The sequence below is a fragment of the Micromonospora sp. WMMA1949 genome, assembly GCF_027460145.1.
Lineage (GTDB): Bacteria > Actinomycetota > Actinomycetes > Mycobacteriales > Micromonosporaceae > Micromonospora.
Genome location: NZ_JAPZBG010000001.1, coordinates 625,272 through 648,508 on the forward strand (window position 1 = coordinate 625,272; position 23,237 = coordinate 648,508).

Genomic DNA, 23,237 nt, shown 5'->3' on the forward strand with positions numbered 1-23,237 from the left:
CGGGCTCATCGCAGTGCCGGCTCCGCGTCGCTGCCGCTGGCCGTGACGGACACGACCTTGCCGTCGGCGGACGACTCCAGGAGAGCCGCCGCGACCTGCACGGTACGCAGGCCCTGCCGCAGCGTGACGATGTCGCTCTGCTTGCCCTCGACCGCGTCCCGGAAGCGCTCGTGCTCGACCAGCAGCGGCTCCCGCTTCGGGATGGCGTAGCGGACCATGTCGCCCTCGGCCACGCCGCGGAACGCGCGCAGCGCCTCCCACTCGGTGTCGATGGCGGCGTTGGCGTAGAACGTCAGGTCGGCGGTGAGCGTGTCGGCCACGAAGCAGCCCTTGTCGCCGGTGACCACTGTCGACCGCTCCTTGAGCGGGCTGAGCCAGTTCACCAGGTGGTTGACCATCGTGCCGTCGGCGAGCTGGCCGACCACGGCGACCATGTCCTCGTGCAGCCGGCCGCTGCGCGAGACGGTGCGGGCGGCGACCGAGGCGTACTGCTGGCCGGTGACCCAGGCGGTCAGGTCGATGTCGTGGGTGGCCAGGTCCATCACCACGCCGACGTCGGCGATCCGGTGCGGGAACGGGCCCTGGCGCCGGGTCACGACCTGGAACACCTCGCCCAGTTCGCCCGCCTCGAGACGGGTACGCAGGCTCTGCAGCGCCGGGTTGTAGCGCTCGATGTGCCCGACGCCCGCGACCAGGCCGGCGTTCTCGAACGCCTCGACCAGCCGGGTGGCGGCGTCGACGGACTGGGCCAGCGGCTTCTCGATGAGCGCGCAGACGCCGTTGGCGGCCAGCTCCATGCCGATCGGCTCGTGCAGCGCGGTCGGGCAGGCCACCACCGCGTAGTCGACGCCGATGGCGAGCAGGTCACTCAGCTCGGGTACGACCGGCGCGCGCAGCGTGCCGGTCACGTCGCCGGCCGGGTCGACCACGCCGACCAGCTCGACGCCGTCCAGGTTGGACAGCACGCGGGCGTGGTTGCGCCCCATCGCGCCGAGGCCGATCAGGCCGGCCCGCAGCTTCCGTCCGCTCACTGCGCTCTCCTTCGTTCGCGACTGCGGGGCTCGCAGACCCGGCTCACTCCTCGCGCTCACCGGGCACCGGCGGCCAGGTTCGCAGCCTCGGCGATCCGCTCCAGCTCGGCCTGGGTCAGCGACGGGTGCACCGGCAGCGAGACCACCTCGGCGGCGGCCCGCTCGGTCTCCGGCAGGTCCCACGCGCCGGGCTTGCCGTCGACGAGGTACGGCTTGAGCCGGTGGATCGGGGTCGGGTAGTAGACCGCGTTGCCGATGCCCAGCTCGGTGAGGCGGGCCTGGGCGGCGTCACGGTCGCCCCGCACCCGCACCGTGTACTGGTGGTAGACGTGCTTGGCGCCGTCGGCGACCGGCGGGGTGACCATGCCGGTGATGGCCGAGTCGAGGAACTTGGCGTTGGCGCGGCGCTGCTCGGTCCAGTCGGCGAGCTGGGTGAGCTGCACCCGGCCGATGGCGGCGGCCACGTCGGTCATCCGCATGTTGGCACCGACGATTTCGTTGGCGTACCGCTGCTCCATGCCCTGGTTGCGCAGCAGCCGCAGGGTGCGGGCGAGGTCCGCGTCGGCGGTGGTGATCATGCCGCCCTCGAGGGAGTGCATGTTCTTCGTCGGGTAGAAGCTGAAGCAGCCGGCGGTGCCGAACGCGCCGACCGGGGTGCCGTTCAGCTCGGCGCCGTGCGCCTGCGCGGCGTCCTCGACCACGGCGAGGCCGTGCTGCTGCGCGATCTCCATGATCCGGTCCATGGCGGCCGGGTGGCCGTAGAGGTGCACCGGCATGATCGCGACGGTCTTCGGCGTGATCGCCGCGGCGACCGCCTCCGGGTCGATGCAGAAGCTGCCCGGCTCGATGTCCACGAAGACCGGCTCGGCGCCGACCAGCCGGACCGCGTTGCCGCTGGCGGCGAAGGAGAACGACGGGACGATGATCTCGTCGCCCGGGCCGAAGCCGAGCGCCATCAGCGTCAGCTGCAGCGCGGAGGTGCCGGAGTTGACGGCGACGCAGTGCCGGCCGCCGACCAGGTCACCGAACTCCTCCTCGAACGCGGCGACCTCGGGGCCCTGCACGACCCGGCCGCTCCGCAGCACCCGGACGGCCGCCTCGATCTCGGCTTCGCCGATGATCGGCCGTGCGGGGGGAATGAACTCTGGATGCGGCCCGACCATGGGGCTTCCTCCTGTCGACGCGTGGTTCATGAGAGACATTTCGGGGGATCGTAGCGGTCTGTCGGGAGAAACCGCGTATCGCACGGATTGTCCGACCGGTTGTGACCTTCTGTTCATGATCGACGACGGCCCTCCGGGGGCGGCCCGGGGTTCAGACTTCCACCTCGTCGCGCACAGGCCCCACGCATGCTACCCGCAGGGCGGCGACGATCGCGGCCGCCATCCGGGGCACCTCGGCGGGTTCCAGCGGGGCCCGGGAGATCGCCATCCGCCAGTAGACCGGGCCGACGATCAGGTCGACCGCGGCGCGTCGGTCGGTGTCCGGGGACAGCTCACCGCGCTCGACCGCCCGGCCGATCAGGATCCGGCCCACGGCCTGCTGGTAGTCGTCCAGGGCGGCCTGCAACTTCTCCGCGATCTGCGGGTTGCGGGCCGCTTCGGCCAGCAGATCCGGGATGATCTGCGCGGCCAGCCGGTGACGCAGTGCGCGCGCCATCACGTGCAGCAGGATCTCCAGGTCACCGAGAAGGCTGCCGGTGTCCAGCAGCGGGATGTTGCGCCCCGCCACCGCCGAGACCATGTCCAGCACCAGGTCGAGCTTGGAACGCCAGCGGCGGTAGATGGCGGTCTTGCTCACACCGGCCCGGCGGGCCACCGCCTCGATGGAGAGGCGACCGTAGCCCACCTCGGCCAACTCCTGCATCACGGCGGCGCGGATGGCACTGGTGATCTCCCCGCGCAGCACCGCCGCGCCGGCCGGAGCACGCCTCTTCTCGGTCGTCACGTGGAACAATGTAGCGCAACGACGGTACGGTTGCGTCCCGACGTTCGGTGGACTACCTTCCATGCAGCAGCGAGGCGGCTCCTCCCCGCCCGGCCACGCTGGATCTCTTTCACCGCACTGCTCCCCATCAGCACGAAAGATCGGAGCGCCTGAACATGGCCAACACCGCGGTGGCCGACCCCGAATCCGGGCTGACCCGGGCCGAACTGGCCCGGCGGTACGGGCTACGGGTGGCCGGGGAACGACCCGCCCTGGGCGAGTACGCCCGCCGGTTGTGGGCGTACCGGCACTTCATGACCGCGTACTCCCGGGCGAAGGTCGCCTCCTCGCTGAGCAACACCCAGCTCGGCCAGCTCTGGCAGGTGCTGACACCGCTCACCAACGCGGCCGTCTACTTCCTGATCTTCGGCGTCATCCTGGGCCAGCACCGGAACGTGCCGAACTTCATCGCGTACCTGTGCACCGGCGTCTTCATCTTCATCTTCACGCAGACCGCCGCCTCGAACGGCGTCAGCGCGATCACCGGCAACCTGGGCCTGATCCGGGCGCTCCAGTTCCCCCGGGCGGCGCTGCCGATCACGGTCACGCTGGTGCAGCTCCAGCAGCTGCTCATGTCGATGGTGGTGCTGGCCGGCATCGTGCTCGTCACCGGCGAGCCGCTCACCTTCCGCTGGATCCTGATCGTCCCGATGCTGCTGCTCCAGACGATCTTCAACGTCGGGCTGAGCATGGTCATGGCCCGCCTCGGCTCCAAGGTCACCGACCTCAAGCAGGTCATGCCGTTCGTGATGCGCACCTGGCTGTACGCCTCCGGCGTGCTCTACCCGGTGACGCTCATCCGCGAGCACCTGCCGAACTGGGCGGCAAACGTCCTGGAGTGGAACCCGCCGCTGGTCTTCATCGAGCTGGCCCGCTACGCGCTGCTCGACTCGCACCAGGCGCACCTGGTGAGCTCCCCGGCGAAGCTCTGGGCGCTCGGGTTGTTCTGGGCGGTCGTGGCGGGCGTCGGCGGGTTCGTCTACTTCTGGCGCGGAGAGAAGGAGTACGGCCGTGGCTGAGCAGACCCTGCCGCTGAACGCCGGCCCGGTGACCGACTCGGGTCGTGTCCCCACCGTGGTGGTGGACGACGTGCACGTGATCTACCGGATCCACAAGGGCGCGACCGGCGGCACCAGCCCGGTCTCCGCGCTCAAGCGGATCGTCTCCCGCACCAAGGCGCCGAACATCCGCGAGGTGCACGCGGTCAAGGGCGTGAGCTTCACCGCGTACGAGGGTGAGGCGATCGGCCTGATCGGCAGCAACGGCTCCGGCAAGTCCACACTGCTGCGGGCCATCGCCGGGCTGCTCCCGCCGGCCCGCGGTGCCGTCTACACCCAGGGCCAGCCGTCGCTGCTCGGCGTGAACGCCGCGCTGCTCAACGACCTGTCCGGCGAGCGCAACGTGGTGCTCGGCTGCCTCGCCATGGGCATGCACCCGGACGAGGTCAAGAAGATCGCCCCGGAGATCATCGAGTTCTCCGGGATCAACGAGCGCGGCGACTTCGCCTCGCTGCCGATGCGCACCTACTCCTCCGGCATGGGCGCGCGGCTGCGCTTCGCGATCTCCTCGGCGAAGAAGCACGACGTGCTGCTCATCGACGAGGCGCTGGCCACCGGCGACCGCAAGTTCCGGGTCCGCAGCGAGCAGCGGGTCCGCGAACTGCGCGACAGCGCCGGCACCGTCTTCCTGGTCAGCCACTCGATCGGCTCGATCCGGGACACCTGCGAGCGGACCATCTGGCTGGAGAGCGGCGTCCTGAAGATGGACGGCCCCACCAAGGAGGTCTGCGACGCGTACGAGAACCAGAAGTAGCGCCCCGGAGCGCACCGCACCGGGTTTCCGCCCGGAGCGGTGCGCTCCCGCGTACGCGTTAAGGTTTTCGGACCCATCCCCTTTCACCCAGAGTGAGGTACGGCAATGACGCAGGACCACACCACCGCACCGGACGCCGCGCCGGCGAGCCCGGCACCCTGGCGCCCCGCGCGTACGGTGGCCGTGATCCTCGCCGGGGGGACCGGCACGCGCCTGGGGCTGGGCATCCCGAAGCAGCTCCTCAAGATCGCCGGCAAGCCGATCATCGAGCACACCCTGGCCGTCTTCGAGGCCGCACCGGAGATCGACGAGATCATCGTGCTGATGGCCACCGGTCACGTGGACGACGCGCGGCGCATCGTCGCCGACGCCGGCTTCCGCAAGGTCACCAAGGTGATCGAAGGCGGCGAGACCCGCAACGACACCACCCGGATCGCGCTCGACGCGGTCGGCGAGGGCGACGTCAACATCCTCTTCCACGACGCGGTCCGCCCGCTGGTCAGCGCCCGGATCGTGCGCGAGTGCGTGAACGCGCTCTGGACCTACTCGGCCGTCGACGTGGCCATCCCGTCCGCCGACACGATCATCCAGGTCGACGCGGACGACTGCATCACCGACATCCCGGTCCGGTCCCGGCTGCGCCGCGGCCAGACCCCGCAGGCGTTCCGCTCCGGCACCATCCGCGAGGCGTACCGGCGGGCCGAGGGCGACCCCGACTTCGCCGCCACCGACGACTGCGGCGTGGTGCTGCGCTACCTGCCCGGCACGCCGATCAAGGTGATCGACGGCTCGGACGAGAACATCAAGGTCACCCACCCGGTCGACGTGCACCTGGCCGACAAGCTGTTCCAGCTCGCCGCCGCCCAGGCGCCCCGCCTGACCGACCACCGCAGCTACGCCGAGGAGCTGACCGGCCGGACCATCGTGGTCTTCGGGGGCAGCTACGGCATCGGCCACGACCTGGCCGAACTGGCCCGCTCCTACGGCGCCCAGGTCTTCCCGTTCAGCCGCTCCACCACCGGCACGCACGTCGAGCGCGCCGAGGACGTGGCCGCCGCGCTGAAGACCGCGTTCGAGGCGACCGGCCGGATCGACCACGTGGTGGTCACCGCCGGCATCCTGGAGAAGGGCGCGCTGGCCGAGATGGACTCGGAGACGATGGACCGTCTCCTGCACGTCAACTTCGTCGGCCCGGTCACCATCGCGCGCCAGTCGCTGCCGTACCTGCAGCAGACGAAGGGCCAGCTGCTGCTCTACACGTCCAGCTCGTACACCCGGGGCCGGGCCCGCTACGCGCTCTACTCCGCCACCAAGGCCGCGCTGGTCAACCTCACCCAGGCGCTCGCCGACGAGTGGGCCGAATTCGGGGTACGCGTCAACTGCGTCAACCCGGAGCGCACCGCCACCCCGATGCGGACGCGGGCGTTCGGCGAGGAGCCGGAGCACACGCTGCTCTCCTCCGAGGCGGTCGCGCAGGCGTCCCTGGACGTGCTGATCTCCGAGCTGACCGGCCAGGTGGTCGACGTGCGCCGGTCCCCCGGCGAGCCGGTGGCCGCCGTACCGGCCCAGCCCGGCGCCGACCGGTCCGAGCTGTCCACCGGCGCCTGAACCCGACGGGACGTGTCCGATGCGTGGTGACCTGGTCCGCAAGCTGCTCGCCCGGGTACTGACCACCGGGCTGGCGGTGCTGGCCTTCCTCGTCGTGGCGCTCACCGGGGCCACCGGCTGGGGCCTGGCGCTGGCGGTGGCCGCGCTCGCCGCCACCGCCTGGGAGCGCCGGGTCCGGCCGTCGGCCGACGGTCTCGCCGAGACGGTGCTCGTCGCCGCCGGCATCCTGGTCGGCTACGCCCGGCGCCTCGACGACGGTTTCGACCCGGCGCTGACCGCCACCGCGCTGGTGCTGCTCGGCCTGGTGCTGCTGGTCGGCCCGCTGCGGCAGGCCGGCGCGCTGGAGATCCGCGCGGCGAACCTCCCGGTCCGCACGTGGGCACCCGTGGTCGCCGCCCGGCTGGGCGACGCGCTGCTGGTGCTGCTCGCCGTGGTGGCGCTCGCCGCCGCCCTGACGCTGCCGGCCTGGACGGCGCTGGCCGCCGCGCTGCTGGTCGGCGCCGGATGCGGGGCGGTCGCGCTCGACCTCGCCCGGCGCCGGTTCCGGCCGCCCGCCGGAGGTGGACCGGTCGGCCGGGCGCTGCGCCACCACCGGCCCGAGTTCGTGCTGCACTTCTCCGCGCCGCCCGGCTCGGAGTACCAGGTCACCATGTGGCTGCCGTACCTGGAGCGGATCGGCCGCCCGTTCGTGGTGGTGCTGCGCGAGCCGGAGCTCCTGCCCGCGGTGGCCGCCGCCACCCGCGCCCCGGTGGTCCTCTGCCCCACGCTGAGGGCGCTGGACGAGGCGCTGGTGCCCAGCCTGCGGGTCGCCTTCTACGTCAACCACGGCGCGAAGAACGCCCACCTGATCCGGTTCAACCAGCTCACCCACGTGCAGCTGCACCACGGCGACAGCGACAAGGCACCGAGCGCCAACCCGGTCTCGGCCATCTTCGACAAGATCTTCGTGGCCGGGCAGGCGGCGATCGACAGGTACGCCCGCGCCGGCGTGGAGATCCCCGCCGACAAGTTCGTCGTGGTCGGCCGTCCCCAGGTCGAGGCCATCGAGGTACGCCGCGAGCCGGTCACCCCGTCGGCGCACCCTACGGTCCTCTACACCCCGACCTGGACCGGGCACCACGCCGACGCCAACTACTGCTCGCTGCCGGTGGCCGAGACGCTGATCCGCCGGCTGATCGACAGGGGGGCCACGGTGATCCTGCGCGCCCACCCGTACACCGACAAGAACCCGGCCTCGGCCCGCCAGCTCGCCCGCCTCACCGAACTGCTCGCCGCCGACCGGGCCAGGACCGGCCGGCCGCACCTGTTCGGCGCCGCCGCGAGCCGCGAGCTGACGCTCACCGAATGCGTCAACCGCGCCGACGCGCTGGTCTCCGACGTCTCCGGGGTCATCTCCGACTGGCTGTACTCCGGCAAGCCGTACGCGGTCACCGACACCGGCGCCGACGGCGAGCACTTCGTCGAGCGGTTCCCGCTGGCGGCGTCCGGCTACGTGCTGCGGCGCGACATGTCCAACGTGGACGAGGTGCTCACCGACCTGCTCGACGCCGACCCGAAGGCGGCGCAGCGCTGGGCGGCCCGGACCCGCTACCTGGGCGACTTCCCCGCCGACGGCTACGCCGAGGCGTTCCTCACCGCCGCCCGCCGCGAGTTGGAACCCGACTGGTCGGTCCCGGCGCCGCGCGCCGTGGTGTAGGCCCGCTCAGAGGTACGGGTCGAGCAGGGCGAGCACCGCGGCCGGGTCTTCGACGTGCGCGTTGTGGCCCAGCCCGGGCAGCGTGGCCACCGGCACACCCAGTTCCTTGAGCTGCGCGTCGGTCACCATCGGGTCCTGCTCGCCCCGGGCCAGCAGCACCGGTACGTCGGTGGCGGCCAGCAGCGCCGCCAGCCGGGGCTCCCCGACCGCGAACGCCGCCGGGTCCATGGCGAGCCGCCAGCGGCCGTCCTCCCGCCGCAGCCCCGCCTCCACCACGGGATGGTCCGGGGCGAACAGCCCGGCGAGCCCTGACACCCGCAGGTAGCGGCGAGCCGCCTCGTCGCGGGTGGCGAACCAGGTGACCGGCCGCGCGGCCAGTTCCTGCGACTTCGCCAGCTCGGCCGGGGACCAGACCGCCTTGATGCCGAGCCCCACCACCGCGTCGACCGGAAGGGCCCGCTGCCGGGCGGCGAGCGCCAGCGCCACCACCCCGCCGAGCGAGTGCCCGAGCAGGACCAGCCGGTCGGTGGGGCCGAGCCGTACCGGGCCGAGCCCGTCGGCCACGCGTTGGGCGAGGGCCTCGAACGAGTAGCCGGGCAGCGGCGGCGACCAGCCGTGACCGGCGAGGTCGGGGGCGAGCCAGCGGCCGGGCCAGCGGCGCTCCAGCAGCGGCGCCCAGGGCAGCCACACCTCGCCGGTGGCACCCATGCCGTGCAGGAGAATCAGGTGCCGCTTCCCCGTCGTATCGCCCATTGGCGCAGTCTGCCACCGCCCGCCCCGCACACGCGAGACCGAACCCGCCGCCCCCGGCCCCCACCAGCCCGTCGATCTTGCGGTTTCGGCCCCCGGGATGCCCGGCTCACCCGTTATGCCGGGGCCACAACTGCAAGATCAGCGGGGCGAGGTGAGGCGGGGCCGGGGTGGGGTGGGACGGTCAGGCGGAGTAGCCGCGGCTGGCGATCCAGTGCGCCAGGTCGATCGTGGTGAGCCAGTACGAGGGCAGGGACGGGTCGGCCGAGTCGGCGATCCGTACGGTCCGGCCGTCGTCCTTGTAGCCGACCACGGCGACGTAGTGGCCGCCCGGGAACGAGTGCCAGCCGCCGTTGGTGTCGGTGGCGGTACCGGCGACGTTCGCGACGACCGCGCGGCCGTTGCTGATCGCCTCGACGACGTCGGCCTGGAGCCGGTCCATCTGGGCCGGGGTGGCGGTGCCGGGAATCATGCGGGTCCGGTACGGGTTGCCCTTGACCTGCTGGTTGAGCACCCGGGTGGTGTCCTCGGCGGAGTTGGTGCCCATCTCGGTGGTGCCGAGCGGGCCGGCGAGCGCGTCCTGGCTGCGCTCGATGCCGGCGGCGCTGAGCGCGTTGCGCACGGCGGCCGGGCCGCAGTAGAAGTAGTTGATCTGCGCCTGGTAGTCGTAGTCGAGCGACTTGCTCGACGGCGGCTTCGGCTTGGCCTTCCGGGTGAGGTCCGGGTCCGCCGCCGCCTTGGCCGACGGGGAGGCGCTCGCCGACGCGCTGGGCGCGGCCGAGGCGCTGGGCGACGCCGGCGGTACGGCGATGCGGGCCTCGCCGCGGCTGGCGGGCTGCTCGCCGAGGCGGGCGGCGCCGAGATCGGCGACCGCCGCGGTGTTCTCCTGGACCGGGGCGTCGTCACCGGCGGCGGCGACGGTGCCGGCACCGGCGGCCAGCACGAGCGCGGCGGCCGATCCGGCGATGATCTGGTACGGGCGTTCGGTGACGATCCGTCGCAGCTGACGCTTCAGGTGGTGCTTCACGAAATCCTCCACGGGGCGTGAGCGGCACACGCCGGCCCGGCACGCGGAGGAACTCACACGTGCTGGCGGGGCCGGATGGCCGGGGGATCGGGAACGCCCGTGATGCCGGGCGCCCAGGGGGCGGTTGCCGGTCGCGCGTCAGGCGAGCGCGGGCACCGCGGTGCCGTGGAGGCGGGGGGACGATCGAGGGGTGGGCAAGAGGGGTAACTCCTTCCGTGGCCGCCGACCGGGTTAGCTGACGGATTCGGGCGGGAAGTACGCCCTACCGCGGGCCGTGGGCTCGCGGATTCACCCCGATGGTGCTCATGGGTCCCCGGTTCGTGGAACTCGATTAGGCGGGTCGGTGCGGCGTCGCCGTCGGCGATCGATTACCGCATCGGACGCGCCGACACTACCGGTGGGTATGTCCCATGCCAAGCGCTCCCACCTGCGTAAACGTGATCCGCGGTAACGGATTTCGGAACACCCGGTTACTGACTTCACTCAATGGGACAAGCAGTTTCGACGGCACCTGGCGGCGGAAACCGGACAGACGGCGAGCAGCCGACCGGCAATTGCGCGGCTCGATGACCCGTTCTGCGCCCCGCGCCCGATTCGGCGGCCTGGGTGACCGGGCTCACCACATTGCGGGTAACAATTCGGTCGAGACGGGGCGCCTCAGCCGACCCGGGCCGGGCGCCACCGCGCGTTCCGGGCCGCCGCGGGCACCGGCAGGGCGCTCGTCGTCGTGCTCCGGTACGGCAGGGCGGGCCGCAGGGCCACGGTTGCCGCGTACGCCTCGGCGGCGAGGGTCCGGGCGGCCTCGGCGGCCAGTTCCGCGTCCCGCCAGGCCGTCCGCTCCCGCGCGGCGGCGCGCTCCCATCCGGCCCGGCGCCCGTCCCGAACCGTGCGGGCCAGCACGATCTCCTGCTCGGCCGGGTGCCGGCGCGGATCCCACCCGTTGCGGTGCGCCAGCACGTCGGCGAGCTGACGGGCGGTCAGGTCGCCCCGCCAGTGCGCCGTCATGGCGGCGTGGTGCAGCCAGCGCTCCCGGGCCGCGTACTCACCCGGGGTGCGCGGGGTGCGCGGGGCACCCAGCGCGGCGGCGCCGGCCAGGCGGCGGGCGGCGCTGTCCGCCTCGTCGTACGCGGTCCAGGCCCGGTCCGCCTCGTCCTGCGCGGCCAGCCACCGCTCCCGGCGGCGACGGGCCGTCTGGGCGGCCCCGGCGGCGGCCACCGCCACCTCCTCGGCGTAGCGGACCAGATCGTCGCGGCGGGCGGCATCGGCGTCCGGCTCGGGGGCGGCGTCCGGCTCGGGGTCGCGTTCCGGCCGGGCGACGAGCGCGGCGAGCAGGCCCAGGGCGAGCAGCAGCAGGAAGGACCAGATGGCGGCGGCCTCGGGCACCGCGGTGAGGAAGTGGTACAGGGCGGTCTGCGACATGGTCGGCACCTCACGGGAAGAACCTGGCGGGAGGACCCGCACGACCTCGCCGGGGCGGGCCGGTGGAACGGGCCGCCGGGGCGGGTGCGGGGATGACGTTCGGTGGGTGCGGTGAACGGGCGTGGCCCGGGGGCGGATCAGCGGGCGGGCGGGGCCCGCGGGCCGGCCGGCGCGGCGACCCGGCCGGCCGGGACCGGCTGCGGTGCGGCCGGGTCGACGGCCCGGGGAGCGGGCGCCGGGACACCGGCGGGAAGGGCCTGCCGCTCGGCCGCGCGGTCGGCCTCCGGCCGCGCGGTGGCCGAGGCACCGGCGACGGGGTACGCCGGGACGGCCGCCGCCGGAGCCGGGGCGGCAGCGGCGACACCGGACGGCAGCGTGGCGGCGCCGAACGAACAGGCGACGACCACGGCGAGACTGGCGAGCATCCGGGCGGTCCAGCGCGCCACCCACCACACGGGGCAGGTGAGCGCGATCGGAAGCACGGGTACAAATTACCGCCGAACCCCCACGAACGCACCGCCGCACGGCGTGTCGCGAATCGACCGGCCGAGGGGTGCGCGTGTCAGTCCGGGCGACGCCGCCCGGCGTACTCGATGCCCTCGCCCGGACCGGCGACGGACGTCGCGCCGCCGTCGGCGGCCGGGCCGGCGGCGTCGTCGGCGGCCCGGCGCGGAGCCGGCACCGCCGGCGCGGCGGCCGGCATGCGGGACGCGGCGCGGGCCCGGCGGGACGGGCCGAGCAGGCGCATCATCGGCACCTCCACCCAGCGGTGCAGCGCGGCGGCCAGCGCGAGCGTGACCACCAGGAAGCCGAGGACCGCGAGCGGGCCGCGCCAGCCGGGCAGGCCGCTCCCCCAGTGCCCGGTCAGCCGCAGCACGGTGACCATGACCAGCACGTGCACCAGGTAGAAGGCGAACGACACCTCGCCGAGCCAGACCATGGCGCGGGACCGCCAGGGGGTGGGCCGGCCGCGCACGTCGGCGTCCGCCGCGGCGGCGATGACCAGCAGGTATGCGACCGCGAGCAGCGCCGCCCAGAACTCGGCCGGGATCCACAGCGCGGCGACGACCCAGGTGGTGACGAAGACGCCGGTGGCGACGGTGAGGTTCGGGCCGCGCCAGCGGTGCCGGCGCATCAGCTCGGCGGCGGCCACACCCATCCAGAACTCCAGCGACCGGGTCACCGGGAAGATCTGCGTGAACCACCACCGCTGCTCCTCCGGCACGAGCTGCTGGCCGGGCCACAGCGCCAGGATGAGCAGCGGCGCCGCGACCAGCACGGTCCGCAGCACGCCGGTACGGGCCCGGCGCAGCCACGGCACCACGAGCGGCAGGCACAGGTAGAAGGCCAGCTCGCAGGAGAGCGACCAGCTCACGTTGTTGACGCTGTAGAAGTAGCCGCCCAGCGGGATCCACGCCTGGACCAGGAAGAAGTTGGCGATCGCGGCCCACGGGACGATCGGGTCGGCGAACCAGGCCGCCACCGCCACCGCCGCGACGAACGTCACCACGTGGTTCGGGTAGATCTTGGCGAACCGGCGGCGCAGGAACGTCCACGCGCGTTCCCCGTCCCGGTACGACCAGACCAGCACGAACCCGCTGAGGATGAAGAAGAACTCGACGCCGGACAGGCCGAGGCTGAACGCCTTGTCGATCAGGGGCTTCAGGTGCGGCTCGGCGACGATGCCCATGGTCCCGGCGTGGAAGCCGAAGACGAGCAGCGCGGCTACCCACCGCAATCCGGTCAGCGACGGCAGTCGTGGGGCACGGGTGACGGTCGGCGCGCTGGTCATTCCGGGCACCCTACCCCGGGGAACCGGGACGTTCCCGGCGAGCCGACGTCCGCCGGGTCTCTCAGGGGCGGCGGATAGGATTTCCGTTCCTGCACGCGCGGGCACCCCACCACGGCTCCCGCCCGGACGCCGTGCCGTACGGAAGGTGAGCGAAACCGGATGCACCAGCGGATCCTGCTCCGCGCCCGCAAGGGCCCGTTCGACGTCCTCACGCCGGAGGAGACGTTCGCCGGCAACTGGATCGGCGACAACAGCGGCAACCTGGTCTTCAGCCACGCGGCGCACAAGCTGCTCGCCACCTCCACGGCCGAGATCACAGCGACCCGCACCCCGGCCGACCCGCGTCTCGCCGACGAGATCAACGAGCGGCACGACGTCTTCGTGGTGCCGCTGGCGAACGCGTTCCGGCGCAGCTTCATCCACCGCCTCACCCCGCTGACCCGGCTGATCGAACGGCTGAAGATCCCGGTGGTGGTGCTCGGCGTCGGCGTGCAGACGAACGTCGACGGCGACCGCGAGTACCTGCGCCCGATCGACGAGCCGGTGCGCGCCTTCTGCAAGGCCGTGCTGGACCGGTCGCACAGCATCGGCGTCCGCGGCGAGGTGACCGAGAGCTACCTGAACACGCTGGGCTTCTCCGATGTGGAGCAGATCGGCTGCCCGTCGATGTTCCTGCACGGCGACACGTTCCGGCTCGAGAAGGACCGCCCGGAACTGACCGCCGACTCGAAGGTCGCGCTCACCATCTCCCCGTACGTCCGATCGATGGCCGCTGTGGTCCGCCACCACCAGGAGCGCTACCCGAACCTCTGCTACGTGCCGCAGGACCTGCGCACGCTCGGCACCCTGCTCTACGGCGACGCGCCCGAGCACCGGGGCCAGAGCAGCGACATCCCGCTGCACACCTCGCACCCGCTGTTCGCCGAGGACAAGGTGCGCATGTTCGTCGACCCGTGGACCTGGATGTCGCACCTGTCCGGGTACGACTTCGCGTTCGGCACCCGCATCCACGGCACCATCACCGCGCTCGTCGCCGGCACGCCCGGCTACCTGTTCGCGCACGACTCGCGCACGCTGGAACTGGCCCGCTACTTCGGCATCCCGCACCGGATCATGCGGGACGTGCCGGCCGACGTCGACGCCGCCGACCTCTACGCGGAGGCCGACTACACCGCGCTCAACGACGGCCACAAGGCCCGCTTCGAGACCATCACCGCGTTCCTGCGCAAGCACGACCTCGGCACCTCGTTCGCCGACGGCGACAGCGCCGCGCGCTTCGACCGGCAGGTCGCCGAGACGGTGTTCCCGCCGGCCGTCCGGCCCGCCGCCGCCACCCCGCCGGCCGAACTGCTGACCCGCATCGAGCGGCTGCGCGACGAGAACGCCAAGCTCACCGCCACCATCGACGCGCTGCGCTCGCAGCAGCTCCGGGAGCGGATCAAGCAGGCCGTCCCGGGCACCGTCCGCCGGATGCTGCGGCGCTGACCGTCGTACGCCTGTTCGAGAGCGCGGTACGATCGGCGACGTGTCCGACGCGTACCAGCCCTCGATACTCGACCTGGCCGAGCAGGGCCCGGCCCTGGGCCCGCTCGCCGGGGCGCTGCGCCGGCACGAGCTGAGCCGGGGCGCCTGGGTCGACCACCTGCCCGGCTGGGTCCGGGGCTCCGACGAGGTGCTCGACACGCTGCGCCACGACGTGCCGTGGCGGGCCGAACGCCGCACCATGTACGACACCGCTGTCGACGTACCCCGGCTGCTCTGCTGGTACGCCGCCGGCCGGCCCCTGCCGCACCCGGTGCTCACCGCGGCCCGGGACGCGCTCACCCGGCACTACGCGCCCGAACTGGGCGAGCCGTTCGTCACCGCCGGCATGTGCCTGTACCGCGACGGGCGCGACAGCGTCGCCTGGCACGGCGACACCCTGGGCCGCTCCGCGCACACCGACACCATGGTGGCGATCGTGTCGTTCGGTTCCCCGCGCGCGCTGCTGCTGCGCCCCCGCGGCGGGGGCGGCGGCAGCCTGCGGTTTCCGCTCGGCCACGGCGATCTCGTGGTGATGGGCGGCTCCTGCCAGCGCACCTGGGAGCACGCGGTGCCGAAGACCACCCGGCCGGTCGGCCCCCGGGTCAGCGTCCAGTTCCGTCCCACCGGCGTCGCCTGAGCCCGGGCCGGGCCCCCATCCGGCCAGGGCACGTGCTAGAAACAACTCCCAGGGTCGATCACGCCCCCGTCACCCGATGACGCGAAGGGCGACCGATGACCCAGTCCCCCACCTCCCGCTGGTCCCCGTGGACCCTGCACGGCGACGGCCGCCAGGTACGCCCCGGCGACGTGGTCGCGCCCGACGAGCGGCTCTCCTGGCCGCGCACCATCGGCGTGGGCGTGCAGCACGTGGTCGCCATGTTCGGCGCCACCTTCACCGTCCCGCTGATCACCGGGTTCCCGCCCGCCACCACGCTGCTCTTCTCCGGCCTCGGCACGCTGCTGTTCCTGCTGATCACCGGCAACCGGCTGCCCTCGTACCTCGGTTCGTCGTTCGCGTTCATCGCGCCGGTGCTGGCGGCGAAGACCGACGGCGGCATCGGCGCGGCGCTCGGCGGCATCGTGGTCGCGGGCGTCGCGCTGGCGCTCGTCGGCGTGGTGGTGCAGGTGGCCGGTTCCCGCTGGATCGACGCGCTGATGCCGCCGGTGGTGACCGGCGCAATCGTCATGCTGATCGGCCTCAACCTCGCGCCGGTGGCCTGGGACGGCGACGGCTCCGGCACCGGCGTCAAGGCGCAGCCGCTGATCGCCGTGGTCACGCTCCTCGCGATCCTGCTCACCACGGTGCTGTTCCGGGGCTTCGTGGCGCGGCTGTCGATCCTCGTCGGCGTGGTGGTCGGGTGGGTGCTCGCCGCGCTCACCGGCAACCTCGACCAGCAGGCGGTCAGCGGCCTGCGCCAGGCGGCCTGGGTCGGTTTCCCCGAGTTCCACACGCCGAGCTTCGACGCGCGCGCCGTCGTGCTGGTCATCCCGGTGATCCTGGTGCTGATCGCGGAGAACGCCGGGCACGTCAAGGCGGTCGCCGCGATGACCGGCCGCAACCTGGACCGCGACATGGGCCGGGCGCTGCTCGGTGACGGCGTCGCCACGGTGCTGGCCGGCTCCGGCGGCGGTTCCGGCACCACCACGTACGCGGAGAACATCGGCGTGATGGCCGCGACCCGCGTCTACTCCACCGCCGCGTACTGGATCGCCGGCGGAACGGCGATCCTGCTCGGGCTCTGCCCGAAGTTCGGCGCGCTGATCCTGACCGTCCCGGCCGGCGTGCTCGGTGGCGCCACCACCGCCCTGTACGGCCTGATCGCCATCCTCGGCGCCCGGATCTGGATCGAGAGCCGGGTCGACTTCCACGACCCGATCAACCTGTTCACCGCGGCGGTGGCGGTGATCATCGGGGCCGCCAACTACACGTTGACGGCCGGCGACCTGTCGTTCAACGGCATCGCGCTGGGCACTGCCGCCGCCCTGGCGATCTACCACGGCATGCGCCTGATCGCCCGCCTGCGCGGCACCACTCCCGAGTCCCGCCAATCCCCCGACCCCGAACTCTGACCCCTCACCCCACCCGCCCCGCCGCCTTTTGCCCCGCCGCCCCGTCGCTCCGTCGATCATGAAGTTAGCGGCACAAATTGCCCGATTCACGCCCGCCAACTTCATGGTCAACAGACGGTCGGGGCGCGATCGGGACACCCGAGGGCCCGACCGCGTCGATCATGAAGTTGACGGCGATCGGTGTCCGTTTTGCCGCCGCCAACCTCATGATCAACCGCGCAGGACGGGGGGCGAGTGCCCACACACCCGCAACTCGCCAGCCACCCGGGCGCCCGCTGCGGTGATCAAGGAGTTTGTGGTCGGCGGGAGGCGTGAAAGGGCCGCAAACTCCTTGATCAACGGGGTCGGGCAGTGCCGAGATGGGCAGGGTCGCCGGGTGCGCGGGCGCGGGCGGGAGACGAGCGGGCGCGACTGAGCGGTAGGGCGGGTGCGCCAGGCGCCCGCCCTACCTCGTCAGTCGCGGTCGATGTGGTGGCCCACCACCGTCGGGCCGAGCATGACGGCGAAACCGGAGCCGTCTCGGCGCGGGTCAGCAGGGGGCAGTTCCACCGGGTCGCCGGTGGCCGTCGCACCCACCGGCCGCGGACCGATCCACGCCACCGACAGCTCCACCTCACCCTTGAGGAACCGCTGCGCGCGGACGCCGCCGGTCGCCCTCCCCTTCGCCGGGTACGCCTTGAACGGCGTCACCTTCACCGTGGCTCCGGTCGAGGTGACCACCATCGGCTCACCGTGCTTCGCGTCGTCGGTGCGGATCGCGCCGAAGAAGACCGCCCGGGCGTCGCCTGGCAGGTTGATGCCGGCCATGCCGCCGCCCTTGAGCCCCTGCGGGCGTACCACCGATGCGGCGAAGCGCAGCAGCGACGCCTCCGAGGAGACGAACGCCAGCGTCTCGGCGCCGTCGGTCAGCCAGGTCGCGCCGATCACCTCGTCGCCGTCGCGCAACGAGATCACCTCGAACTCCTCGGAACGGACCGGCCAGTCCGGGGCGCACACCTTCACCACACCGGCCCGGGTTCCGAGCGCCAGACCGGGCGAGCCCTGCGCGGACGGACCCAGCGGGGCCAGCCCCACCACTGTCTCGCCCGGCTCCAGCGGCACCAGTTCCGCCGCCGACATGCCACCGCGCAGCGACACCGTGCCGGACTGCTCCGGCAGCACCGGCAACGGCAACACGTCGATCTTGAACGCGCGCCCGGCGCTGGTCACCAGCAGCACCCGGCCGCGGGCGGTGGAGTGCACGAGCGCGCGTACCGCGTCGTGCTTGACCCGGCCGCTGCGCCGGCGCGCCTCGGCGGCCTCCTCCGACTCGGCCGCGGTCCGCGCCACCAGCCCGGTGGCGGAGAGGATCACCTGGCACGGGTCGTCGGCGACCTCCAGCGGACCGGCGGGCACCGAGGCGGCGAGCACCTCCTTGAGGTCGCCGTCGACGAGCGTGGTGCGCCGCGGCGCGCCGAACTGCTTGACCACGGCGGCCAGCTCGTCGGAGACGACCTTCCGCAGCACCTTGGGATCGTCCAGGATCTTCGACAGCTCGGCGATCTCGCCGCGCAGCTTCTCCTGCTCGGCCTCCAGCTCCAGCCGGTCGTACTTGGTCAGCCGGCGCAGCGGAGTGTCCAGGATGTAGCTCGCCTGGATCTCGGAGAGCTTGAACTTCTGCATCAGGCCGTCCTTGGCGGCCTGCGCGTCCTCGCTGGCGCGAATCAGCTTGACCACCCGGTCGATGTCGAGCAGGGCGATCAGCAGACCGTCGACCAGGTGCAGGCGCTCCTCCCGCTTGCGCTTGCGGTACGCGCTGCGCCGGGTCACCACCTCGTAGCGGTGCGCCAGGAACACGTCGAGCAGCTCCTTGAGCCCGAGCGTGCGGGGCTGACCGTCGACGAGCACCAGGTTGTTCACGCCGAAGGACTGCTCCAGCGGGGTGAGCCGGTAGAGGTCCGCGAGCAGCGCCTGCGGGTTCACGCCGACCTTGCACTCCACCACCAGGCGGGTGCCGTTCTCCCGGTCGGTGAGGTCCTTGACGTCGGCGATGCCGGTCAGCCGCTTGGTCTTGTTCACCTCGTTGGTGATGGCCGCGATGACCTTCTCGGCGCCGACGCCGTACGGTAGCTCGGTCACGGTGATGGCCTGCCGGCCGCGGCTGCCCTCCAGCGGGCCGATCTCCACCCGCCCGCGCATGCGCACCACGCCGCGCCCGGTCTCGTACGCGCGGCGCACCTCGTCCAGGCCGAGCAGCAGCCCGCCGGTGGGCAGGTCGGGGCCGGGGACGAACTCCATGAGCTTGTCGAGTGTGGCGTCCGGGTGGTTGATCAGCCAGCGGGCGGCCTGGACGACCTCACCGAGGTTGTGCGGGATCATGTTGGTCGCCATGCCGACGGCGATGCCGGACGCGCCGTTGACGAGCAGGTTCGGGAACGCCGCCGGCAGCACGGTGGGCTGGGTCAGCGAACCGTCGTAGTTCGGCTCGTAGTCGACGGTGTCCTCACCCAGCTCGCCGGTGAGCAGCATCGCCTCCCGGGACATCCGGGCCTCGGTGTTGTGGTTGACGAAACCACCGGCCAGGAAAGAGTGGTCCGCGGATTCGACTCGAACGGAAAAGACCTCCGCCGGCTCGTCGGGAGCAACCGCGACGACCTTCTCGTACCGATAGCCCGCATCCATGACGGGCAGGATCGTGGCAAGGATCTCGGTGTCCTTGATGCGGTCGATGATGCGGAGTCGTTCGGTTTCCCACCGCTCGACACGATCGAAGTTGTGGCTGGTGAGCCACTTGCGTCCGCTGCCCCGACGATCGAAGTCGATGCTGCTGCGCACGTAGTCGGCCACAAAGGGGACATGGTCCTGACTGAGCCGATGCGGGCGCAGCGGCGCGTGCCGCAGCATCTTGGCCAGCACCGCCTGCTTGGTACGGAGAAAGCCGACACGAGTTGCGAAAGCCCTGATGTTTCGCGTCCCGGAAACCACCAAGCGGTGCTCCACCGAGCCACTGGGCCGGGTGTAGTGGCGTCGACAGGCGATCACACCGAACTCCGCGAGCAGTTCTTGCACCTCCCGAGTCAGACGCTCGCTGTAGCTGGTGTACTGGATGGTGAAGCTGCTGTTGGCGACGCGGACTCCGCCGTCACCTTCGAAGAGGGCCATCAGGAAGGCCCGCTTGATGCCCCACCCCCCTGCCCAGATGAATTCGGGCACGAACTTGTCTCTCGCCTGGTGACCGATGAGCTCGGCGAGTGGACTCGCCCGGAAGGCGTCCATCCCGCCGGCGACGTCTTGGACGTCAAGTTCGTGAATACGGCGACGGTCTCGGCGCGTGTGCCGGTCGTTGACGTAGCGTCGTCCGGCCACGACCTGGTCGTAGGCATGCAGGACCTCGCCGAAGAAGTGCTCATCGGTATTGCTGAATCCTGCCCGCGACTCGCTGGCGAAGCCTTCAGAGACCCAGGCGCCGCCGAGCACGCCGAGCATGTATTCACGAGCGGTGGGGACGACCTGGTTCCATGCGTTCCGCGCGATACAGACCACGGAGCCCGGCGTCACCTCGTCGAGCCGACGCCATTGGAAGACAGGGACGCCCATCGGAGCTTCGAGGCAGAGAACCAGATGATTCTCACTACCACGGAGGGAGAATCCGGTCTCAGTCGTGAACCGGATCGTCGGGTGGACACCCGAGTTGAAGACCTTGTTGACGCGAACCGCTTTGCCGTCCTTGTCGAGGACTTCGAAATCGGCCTCCGCCTCGCTGTTCGGCGGCAGGTCGACCACATCACCGATCCGTGGGCTGCTGCCATCGGCCAGGCGGATCCGGGTGTCACCGACGACGCAGTAGCGCGCCGCGGCCGGTCCGTCGTCCGGGGAACCGAAGTTGCCGTGCCCGTCGATGAGTGGGACGTTGAGCGAGAAGTCCTGCGCCAGCCGCACCATCGCGTCGTAGATGGCGGTGTCGCCGTGCGGATGGTACTTGCCCATTGTGTCGCCGACGATGCGGGCGCTCTTGACGTGGCCGCGGTCCGGGCGGTGGCCCTGCTCGTGCATCGACCACAGGATGCGCCGGTGCACCGGCTTGAGCCCGTCGCGCGCGTCGGGCAGGGCGCGGGAGTGGATGACCGAGAACGCGTACTCCAGGTAGGAGTCCGAGACCTCGGTGACCAGCGGGTTGTCGAAGACGCGGGCGCCGGCCTGGTCGAAGGCGGCGAGGTCCGCCTTCGCGCGGTCGTCCTTGCGGCGTGCCATGGTGCGGTTCCCTTCCGAGAAGAACCCGTTGGTCAGGCGTCGATGGCGTCGCGGTCGACGCGGTCGGCGGAGTCGATCAGCCAGTTGCGGCGGGGTTCGACCTTCTCCCCCATGAGCAGTTCGAGGATCCGCTCGGCGGCGTCGACGTCGTCGAGCGTGATCCGGCGGACCGCCCGGGTGGCCGGGTTCATGGTCGTCTCCCACAGCTCGTCGGCGTCCATCTCACCGAGGCCCTTGAAGCGCGGGATCGGCGTGACGATCTGCTTGCCGGCCTTCTCCAGCTTGCGCACCGTCGCCTCCATCTCCGCCTGCGTGTAGGTGTAGACGGTTTGCGGGTTGCGCCCCTTCGTGGTGATCTTGTGCAGGGGCGGCATCGCCGCGTAGAGCCGCCCGGCCTCGATCAGCGGCCGCATGTAGCGGGCGAACAGCGTGATCAGCAGGGTACGGATGTGCGCGCCGTCGACGTCCGCGTCGGCCATGATGAGCACCCGGCCGTACCGCAGGGCCGACAGGTCGAACGTCCGGCCGGAGCCGGCGCCGAGCACCTGCACGATGGCGGCGCACTCGGCGTTGTCCAGCACCTGCTGGAGGTTCGCCTTCTGCACGTTGAGGATCTTGCCCCGGATCGGCAGCAGCGCCTGGTATTCCGACGAGCGGGCCATCCGGCTCGTACCGAGGGCGCTGTCGCCCTCCACGATGAACAGCTCGCTGCGCTCCACGCCGGTGGCCCGGCAGTCGACGAGCTTGGCCGGCATGGCCGCGCCCTCCAGCGCGGTCTTGCGGCGGGCGGCGTCCTTCTGCTGCTTCTGGGTGAGCCGCACCCGGGCCGCGTCGACGATCTTCTGGAGCACCGTGCGGGCCTCGGCCTTGGTGCGGCGGTCGTCCAGCCAGCTCTTGAGGTGCGCCTCGACCAGGCCCTGGAGCACCTTGGTGATGCCGGCGGTGGACAGTTCGTCCTTGGTCTGCGAGGTGAACTGCGGCTCCGGGATGCGTACGTGCACCACCGCGGTCATGCCCTCCAGGACGTCGTCCAGGGTGGGCGCGTCCTCCTTGGGCTTGAGCAGGCCACGGGCGTTGCGGGCGGCGTCGGCGAGGGTACGGGCCAGCGCCCGCTCGAAGCCCTTGCGGTGCGTGCCGCCGTGGGCGTTGCGGATGGTGTTGGTGAAGCACTCGACGGTGCGCTCGTAGCCGGTGCCCCAGCGGAAGGCCACCTCGACCTCGGCGCGCCGCTGCACGTTGGACTGCATGACGCCGTTGGCGTCGGCGGCGTTCTCCCGGTAGGTGCCCTCGCCGGTGACCAGCAGCGTGCCGGAGACGGGCCGGTCGCCGGCCGGGGCGAGGTATTCCACCATGTCGGTGAGCCCGTTCGGGAAGTGGAAGCGCTCCTCGACGGATTCCTCGCCGGTGTCGTCGCGCAGCCGGTAGGCCACGCCGGGGACGAGGAACGCGGTGTTGCGCAGCTTGAGCCGGACCGCCTCGGTGTCGAGCGCGGCACCGGTCTCGAAGTAGCGCGGGTCGTGCCACCAGCGGATCGAGGTGCCGGTGCGCTGGCCGCGCTTCATCGCGCCGACGATCTGCAGGCCGGGACCGGGGGTGAACGGCGCGTCCGGGCCGTCGCCGTCGAAGACGCCCGGTACGCCGTGGCGGAACGACATGGCGTGGACCTTGCCGCCGCGCCGGACGGTGACGTCGAAGCGGCGGGACAGCGCGTTGACCGCCGACGCGCCGACGCCGTGCAGGCCGCCGGAGGTCTTGTAGCCGGAGCCGCCGAACTTGCCGCCCGCGTGCAGGCGGGTCAGCACCAGCTCGACGCCGGAGATGCCGGACTTGGCGTGCACGTCGGTGGGGATGCCCCGGCCGTCGTCGTCGACCTGGACCGAGCCGTCGGCGTGCAGGATCACGTCGACTCTGGTGGCGTGACCGGCGACACCCTCGTCGGTCGAGTTGTCGAGGATCTCGTTGACGAGGTGACCCACGCCACGGCTGTCGGTCGAGCCGATGTACATGCCCGGGCGCTTGCGGACGGCGTCGAGGCCTTCCAGGTGCGTCAGGTCGTCGGCCCCGTAGAGGGTGTCAGGCTGTGCGGTCAACTGGTCGTACTCCCAGGTCTCGGCGGTGTGGTGCCGTTCACCGTGTGATCCCCCCACGATGATCGCCGGGCGCGGCGCGCCGGAGCGAGCCTAGCCGGGTGCCCCGACAGGTCGGCGGCACCGGGGCGGTGCGTTGCGCGATCGGCCTGCCGGCCGGGTCCGCGCCGAGGCCGCGTACGGCGGTCCGGCGGGACGGGTGGGG

Annotated in this window: 16 protein-coding genes, 3 pseudogenes and 1 riboswitch; of the genes and pseudogenes, 7 read left to right on the forward strand and 12 right to left on the reverse strand. The window is 72.0% G+C overall.

The annotated features are described in order from the left end of the window. Positions 1–5: 5 nt before the first annotated feature. The 3 genes from O7607_RS02685 to O7607_RS02695 form a co-directional block, all read right to left on the reverse strand. Entirely contained in the window at positions 6–1,031 is a 1,026-nt protein-coding gene (locus O7607_RS02685; RefSeq protein WP_269700743.1) for a Gfo/Idh/MocA family protein, read from the reverse strand. A 56-nt stretch (positions 1,032–1,087) separates the two neighbouring features. After that, positions 1,088–2,194: a DegT/DnrJ/EryC1/StrS family aminotransferase gene (locus O7607_RS02690; protein ID WP_269700744.1), complete on the reverse strand. Its 1,107-nt coding sequence runs from the start codon at positions 2,192–2,194 to the stop codon at positions 1,088–1,090. A 151-nt stretch (positions 2,195–2,345) separates the two neighbouring features. After that, on the reverse strand, positions 2,346–2,978 hold the full coding sequence (locus tag O7607_RS02695) for a TetR/AcrR family transcriptional regulator (RefSeq protein WP_018784870.1): 633 nt from the start codon (positions 2,976–2,978) through the stop codon (positions 2,346–2,348). Between the two features lie 155 nt (positions 2,979–3,133). On the opposite strand from O7607_RS02695, the gene O7607_RS02700 reads away from it, so the two are divergent. The 4 genes from O7607_RS02700 to O7607_RS02715 all read left to right on the forward strand — a co-directional run bounded on the left by O7607_RS02700 (position 3,134) and on the right by O7607_RS02715 (position 8,133). Next, positions 3,134–4,036, forward strand: coding sequence for an ABC transporter permease (locus O7607_RS02700; protein WP_269700745.1), 903 nt, complete (start codon positions 3,134–3,136; stop codon positions 4,034–4,036). Next, positions 4,029–4,829 carry an ABC transporter ATP-binding protein gene (locus O7607_RS02705; protein WP_269700746.1) on the forward strand — a complete coding sequence of 267 codons (801 nt, stop codon included), beginning with the start codon at positions 4,029–4,031 and terminating at the stop codon, positions 4,827–4,829. Before O7607_RS02700 ends, O7607_RS02705 begins: the two co-directional genes overlap by 8 nt. Positions 4,830–4,934: 105 nt before the next feature. Further along, positions 4,935–6,437 (forward strand): bifunctional cytidylyltransferase/SDR family oxidoreductase, encoded by a 1,503-nt coding sequence (locus tag O7607_RS02710; RefSeq protein WP_269700747.1) that lies wholly within the window; start codon positions 4,935–4,937, stop codon positions 6,435–6,437. A 19-nt stretch (positions 6,438–6,456) separates the two neighbouring features. Continuing rightward, positions 6,457–8,133 carry a CDP-glycerol glycerophosphotransferase family protein gene (locus O7607_RS02715; RefSeq protein WP_269700748.1) on the forward strand — a complete coding sequence of 559 codons (1,677 nt, stop codon included), beginning with the start codon at positions 6,457–6,459 and terminating at the stop codon, positions 8,131–8,133. A gap of 6 nt (positions 8,134–8,139) precedes the next feature. Here the strand turns inward: O7607_RS02715 and O7607_RS02720 are convergent, their stop codons facing one another. The 5 genes from O7607_RS02720 to O7607_RS02740 form a co-directional block, all read right to left on the reverse strand. Beyond that, entirely contained in the window at positions 8,140–8,886 is a 747-nt protein-coding gene (locus tag O7607_RS02720; protein ID WP_269700749.1) for an alpha/beta fold hydrolase, read from the reverse strand. A gap of 181 nt (positions 8,887–9,067) precedes the next feature. Continuing rightward, complete coding sequence (locus O7607_RS02725; protein ID WP_269700750.1) at positions 9,068–9,922, reverse strand: C39 family peptidase; 855 nt, start codon at positions 9,920–9,922, stop codon at positions 9,068–9,070. Between the two features lie 193 nt (positions 9,923–10,115). Next, a riboswitch (cyclic di-AMP (ydaO/yuaA leader) is annotated at positions 10,116–10,258 on the reverse strand. Positions 10,259–10,567: 309 nt separating this feature from the next. Further along, entirely contained in the window at positions 10,568–11,329 is a 762-nt protein-coding gene (locus tag O7607_RS02730; RefSeq protein WP_269700751.1) for a hypothetical protein, read from the reverse strand. Positions 11,330–11,466: 137 nt separating this feature from the next. Continuing rightward, complete coding sequence (locus tag O7607_RS02735; RefSeq protein ID WP_269700752.1) at positions 11,467–11,811, reverse strand: hypothetical protein; 345 nt, start codon at positions 11,809–11,811, stop codon at positions 11,467–11,469. Between the two features lie 80 nt (positions 11,812–11,891). After that, complete coding sequence (locus O7607_RS02740) at positions 11,892–13,121, reverse strand: acyltransferase family protein (RefSeq protein ID WP_269700754.1); 1,230 nt, start codon at positions 13,119–13,121, stop codon at positions 11,892–11,894. Positions 13,122–13,280: 159 nt separating this feature from the next. Here O7607_RS02740 and O7607_RS02745 point away from each other — a divergent pair, with 159 nt between their 5' ends. The 3 genes from O7607_RS02745 (at position 13,281) to O7607_RS02755 (ending at position 16,715) form a co-directional block, all read left to right on the forward strand. Beyond that, positions 13,281–14,606 (forward strand): polysaccharide pyruvyl transferase family protein, encoded by a 1,326-nt coding sequence (locus O7607_RS02745; RefSeq protein ID WP_269700756.1) that lies wholly within the window; start codon positions 13,281–13,283, stop codon positions 14,604–14,606. Positions 14,607–14,646: 40 nt separating this feature from the next. Then, entirely contained in the window at positions 14,647–15,282 is a 636-nt protein-coding gene (locus O7607_RS02750) for an alpha-ketoglutarate-dependent dioxygenase AlkB (protein WP_269700758.1), read from the forward strand. A gap of 95 nt (positions 15,283–15,377) precedes the next feature. Beyond that, a complete protein-coding gene (locus tag O7607_RS02755; RefSeq protein ID WP_269700759.1) occupies positions 15,378–16,715 on the forward strand; it encodes a uracil-xanthine permease family protein in 1,338 nt (445 codons plus the stop codon). A gap of 453 nt (positions 16,716–17,168) precedes the next feature. Here O7607_RS02755 and O7607_RS30430 read toward each other — a convergent pair. From O7607_RS30430 to O7607_RS02765, 4 genes and pseudogenes are all read right to left on the reverse strand, one after another. After that, a pseudogene (locus tag O7607_RS30430) lies at positions 17,169–19,250 on the reverse strand (DNA gyrase subunit A); the annotation flags it as partial. 393 nt (positions 19,251–19,643) lie between these two features. After that, positions 19,644–20,477: pseudogene (locus tag O7607_RS30435) on the reverse strand (LAGLIDADG family homing endonuclease); the annotation flags it as partial. Then, positions 20,457–20,945 (reverse strand): annotated as a pseudogene (locus O7607_RS30440) (DNA gyrase subunit A); the annotation flags it as partial. The pseudogenes O7607_RS30435 and O7607_RS30440, both read right to left, overlap by 21 nt. A 32-nt stretch (positions 20,946–20,977) precedes the next feature. Further along, entirely contained in the window at positions 20,978–23,035 is a 2,058-nt protein-coding gene (locus O7607_RS02765) for a DNA gyrase/topoisomerase IV subunit B (protein ID WP_442929450.1), read from the reverse strand. Positions 23,036–23,237 lie beyond the last annotated feature (202 nt).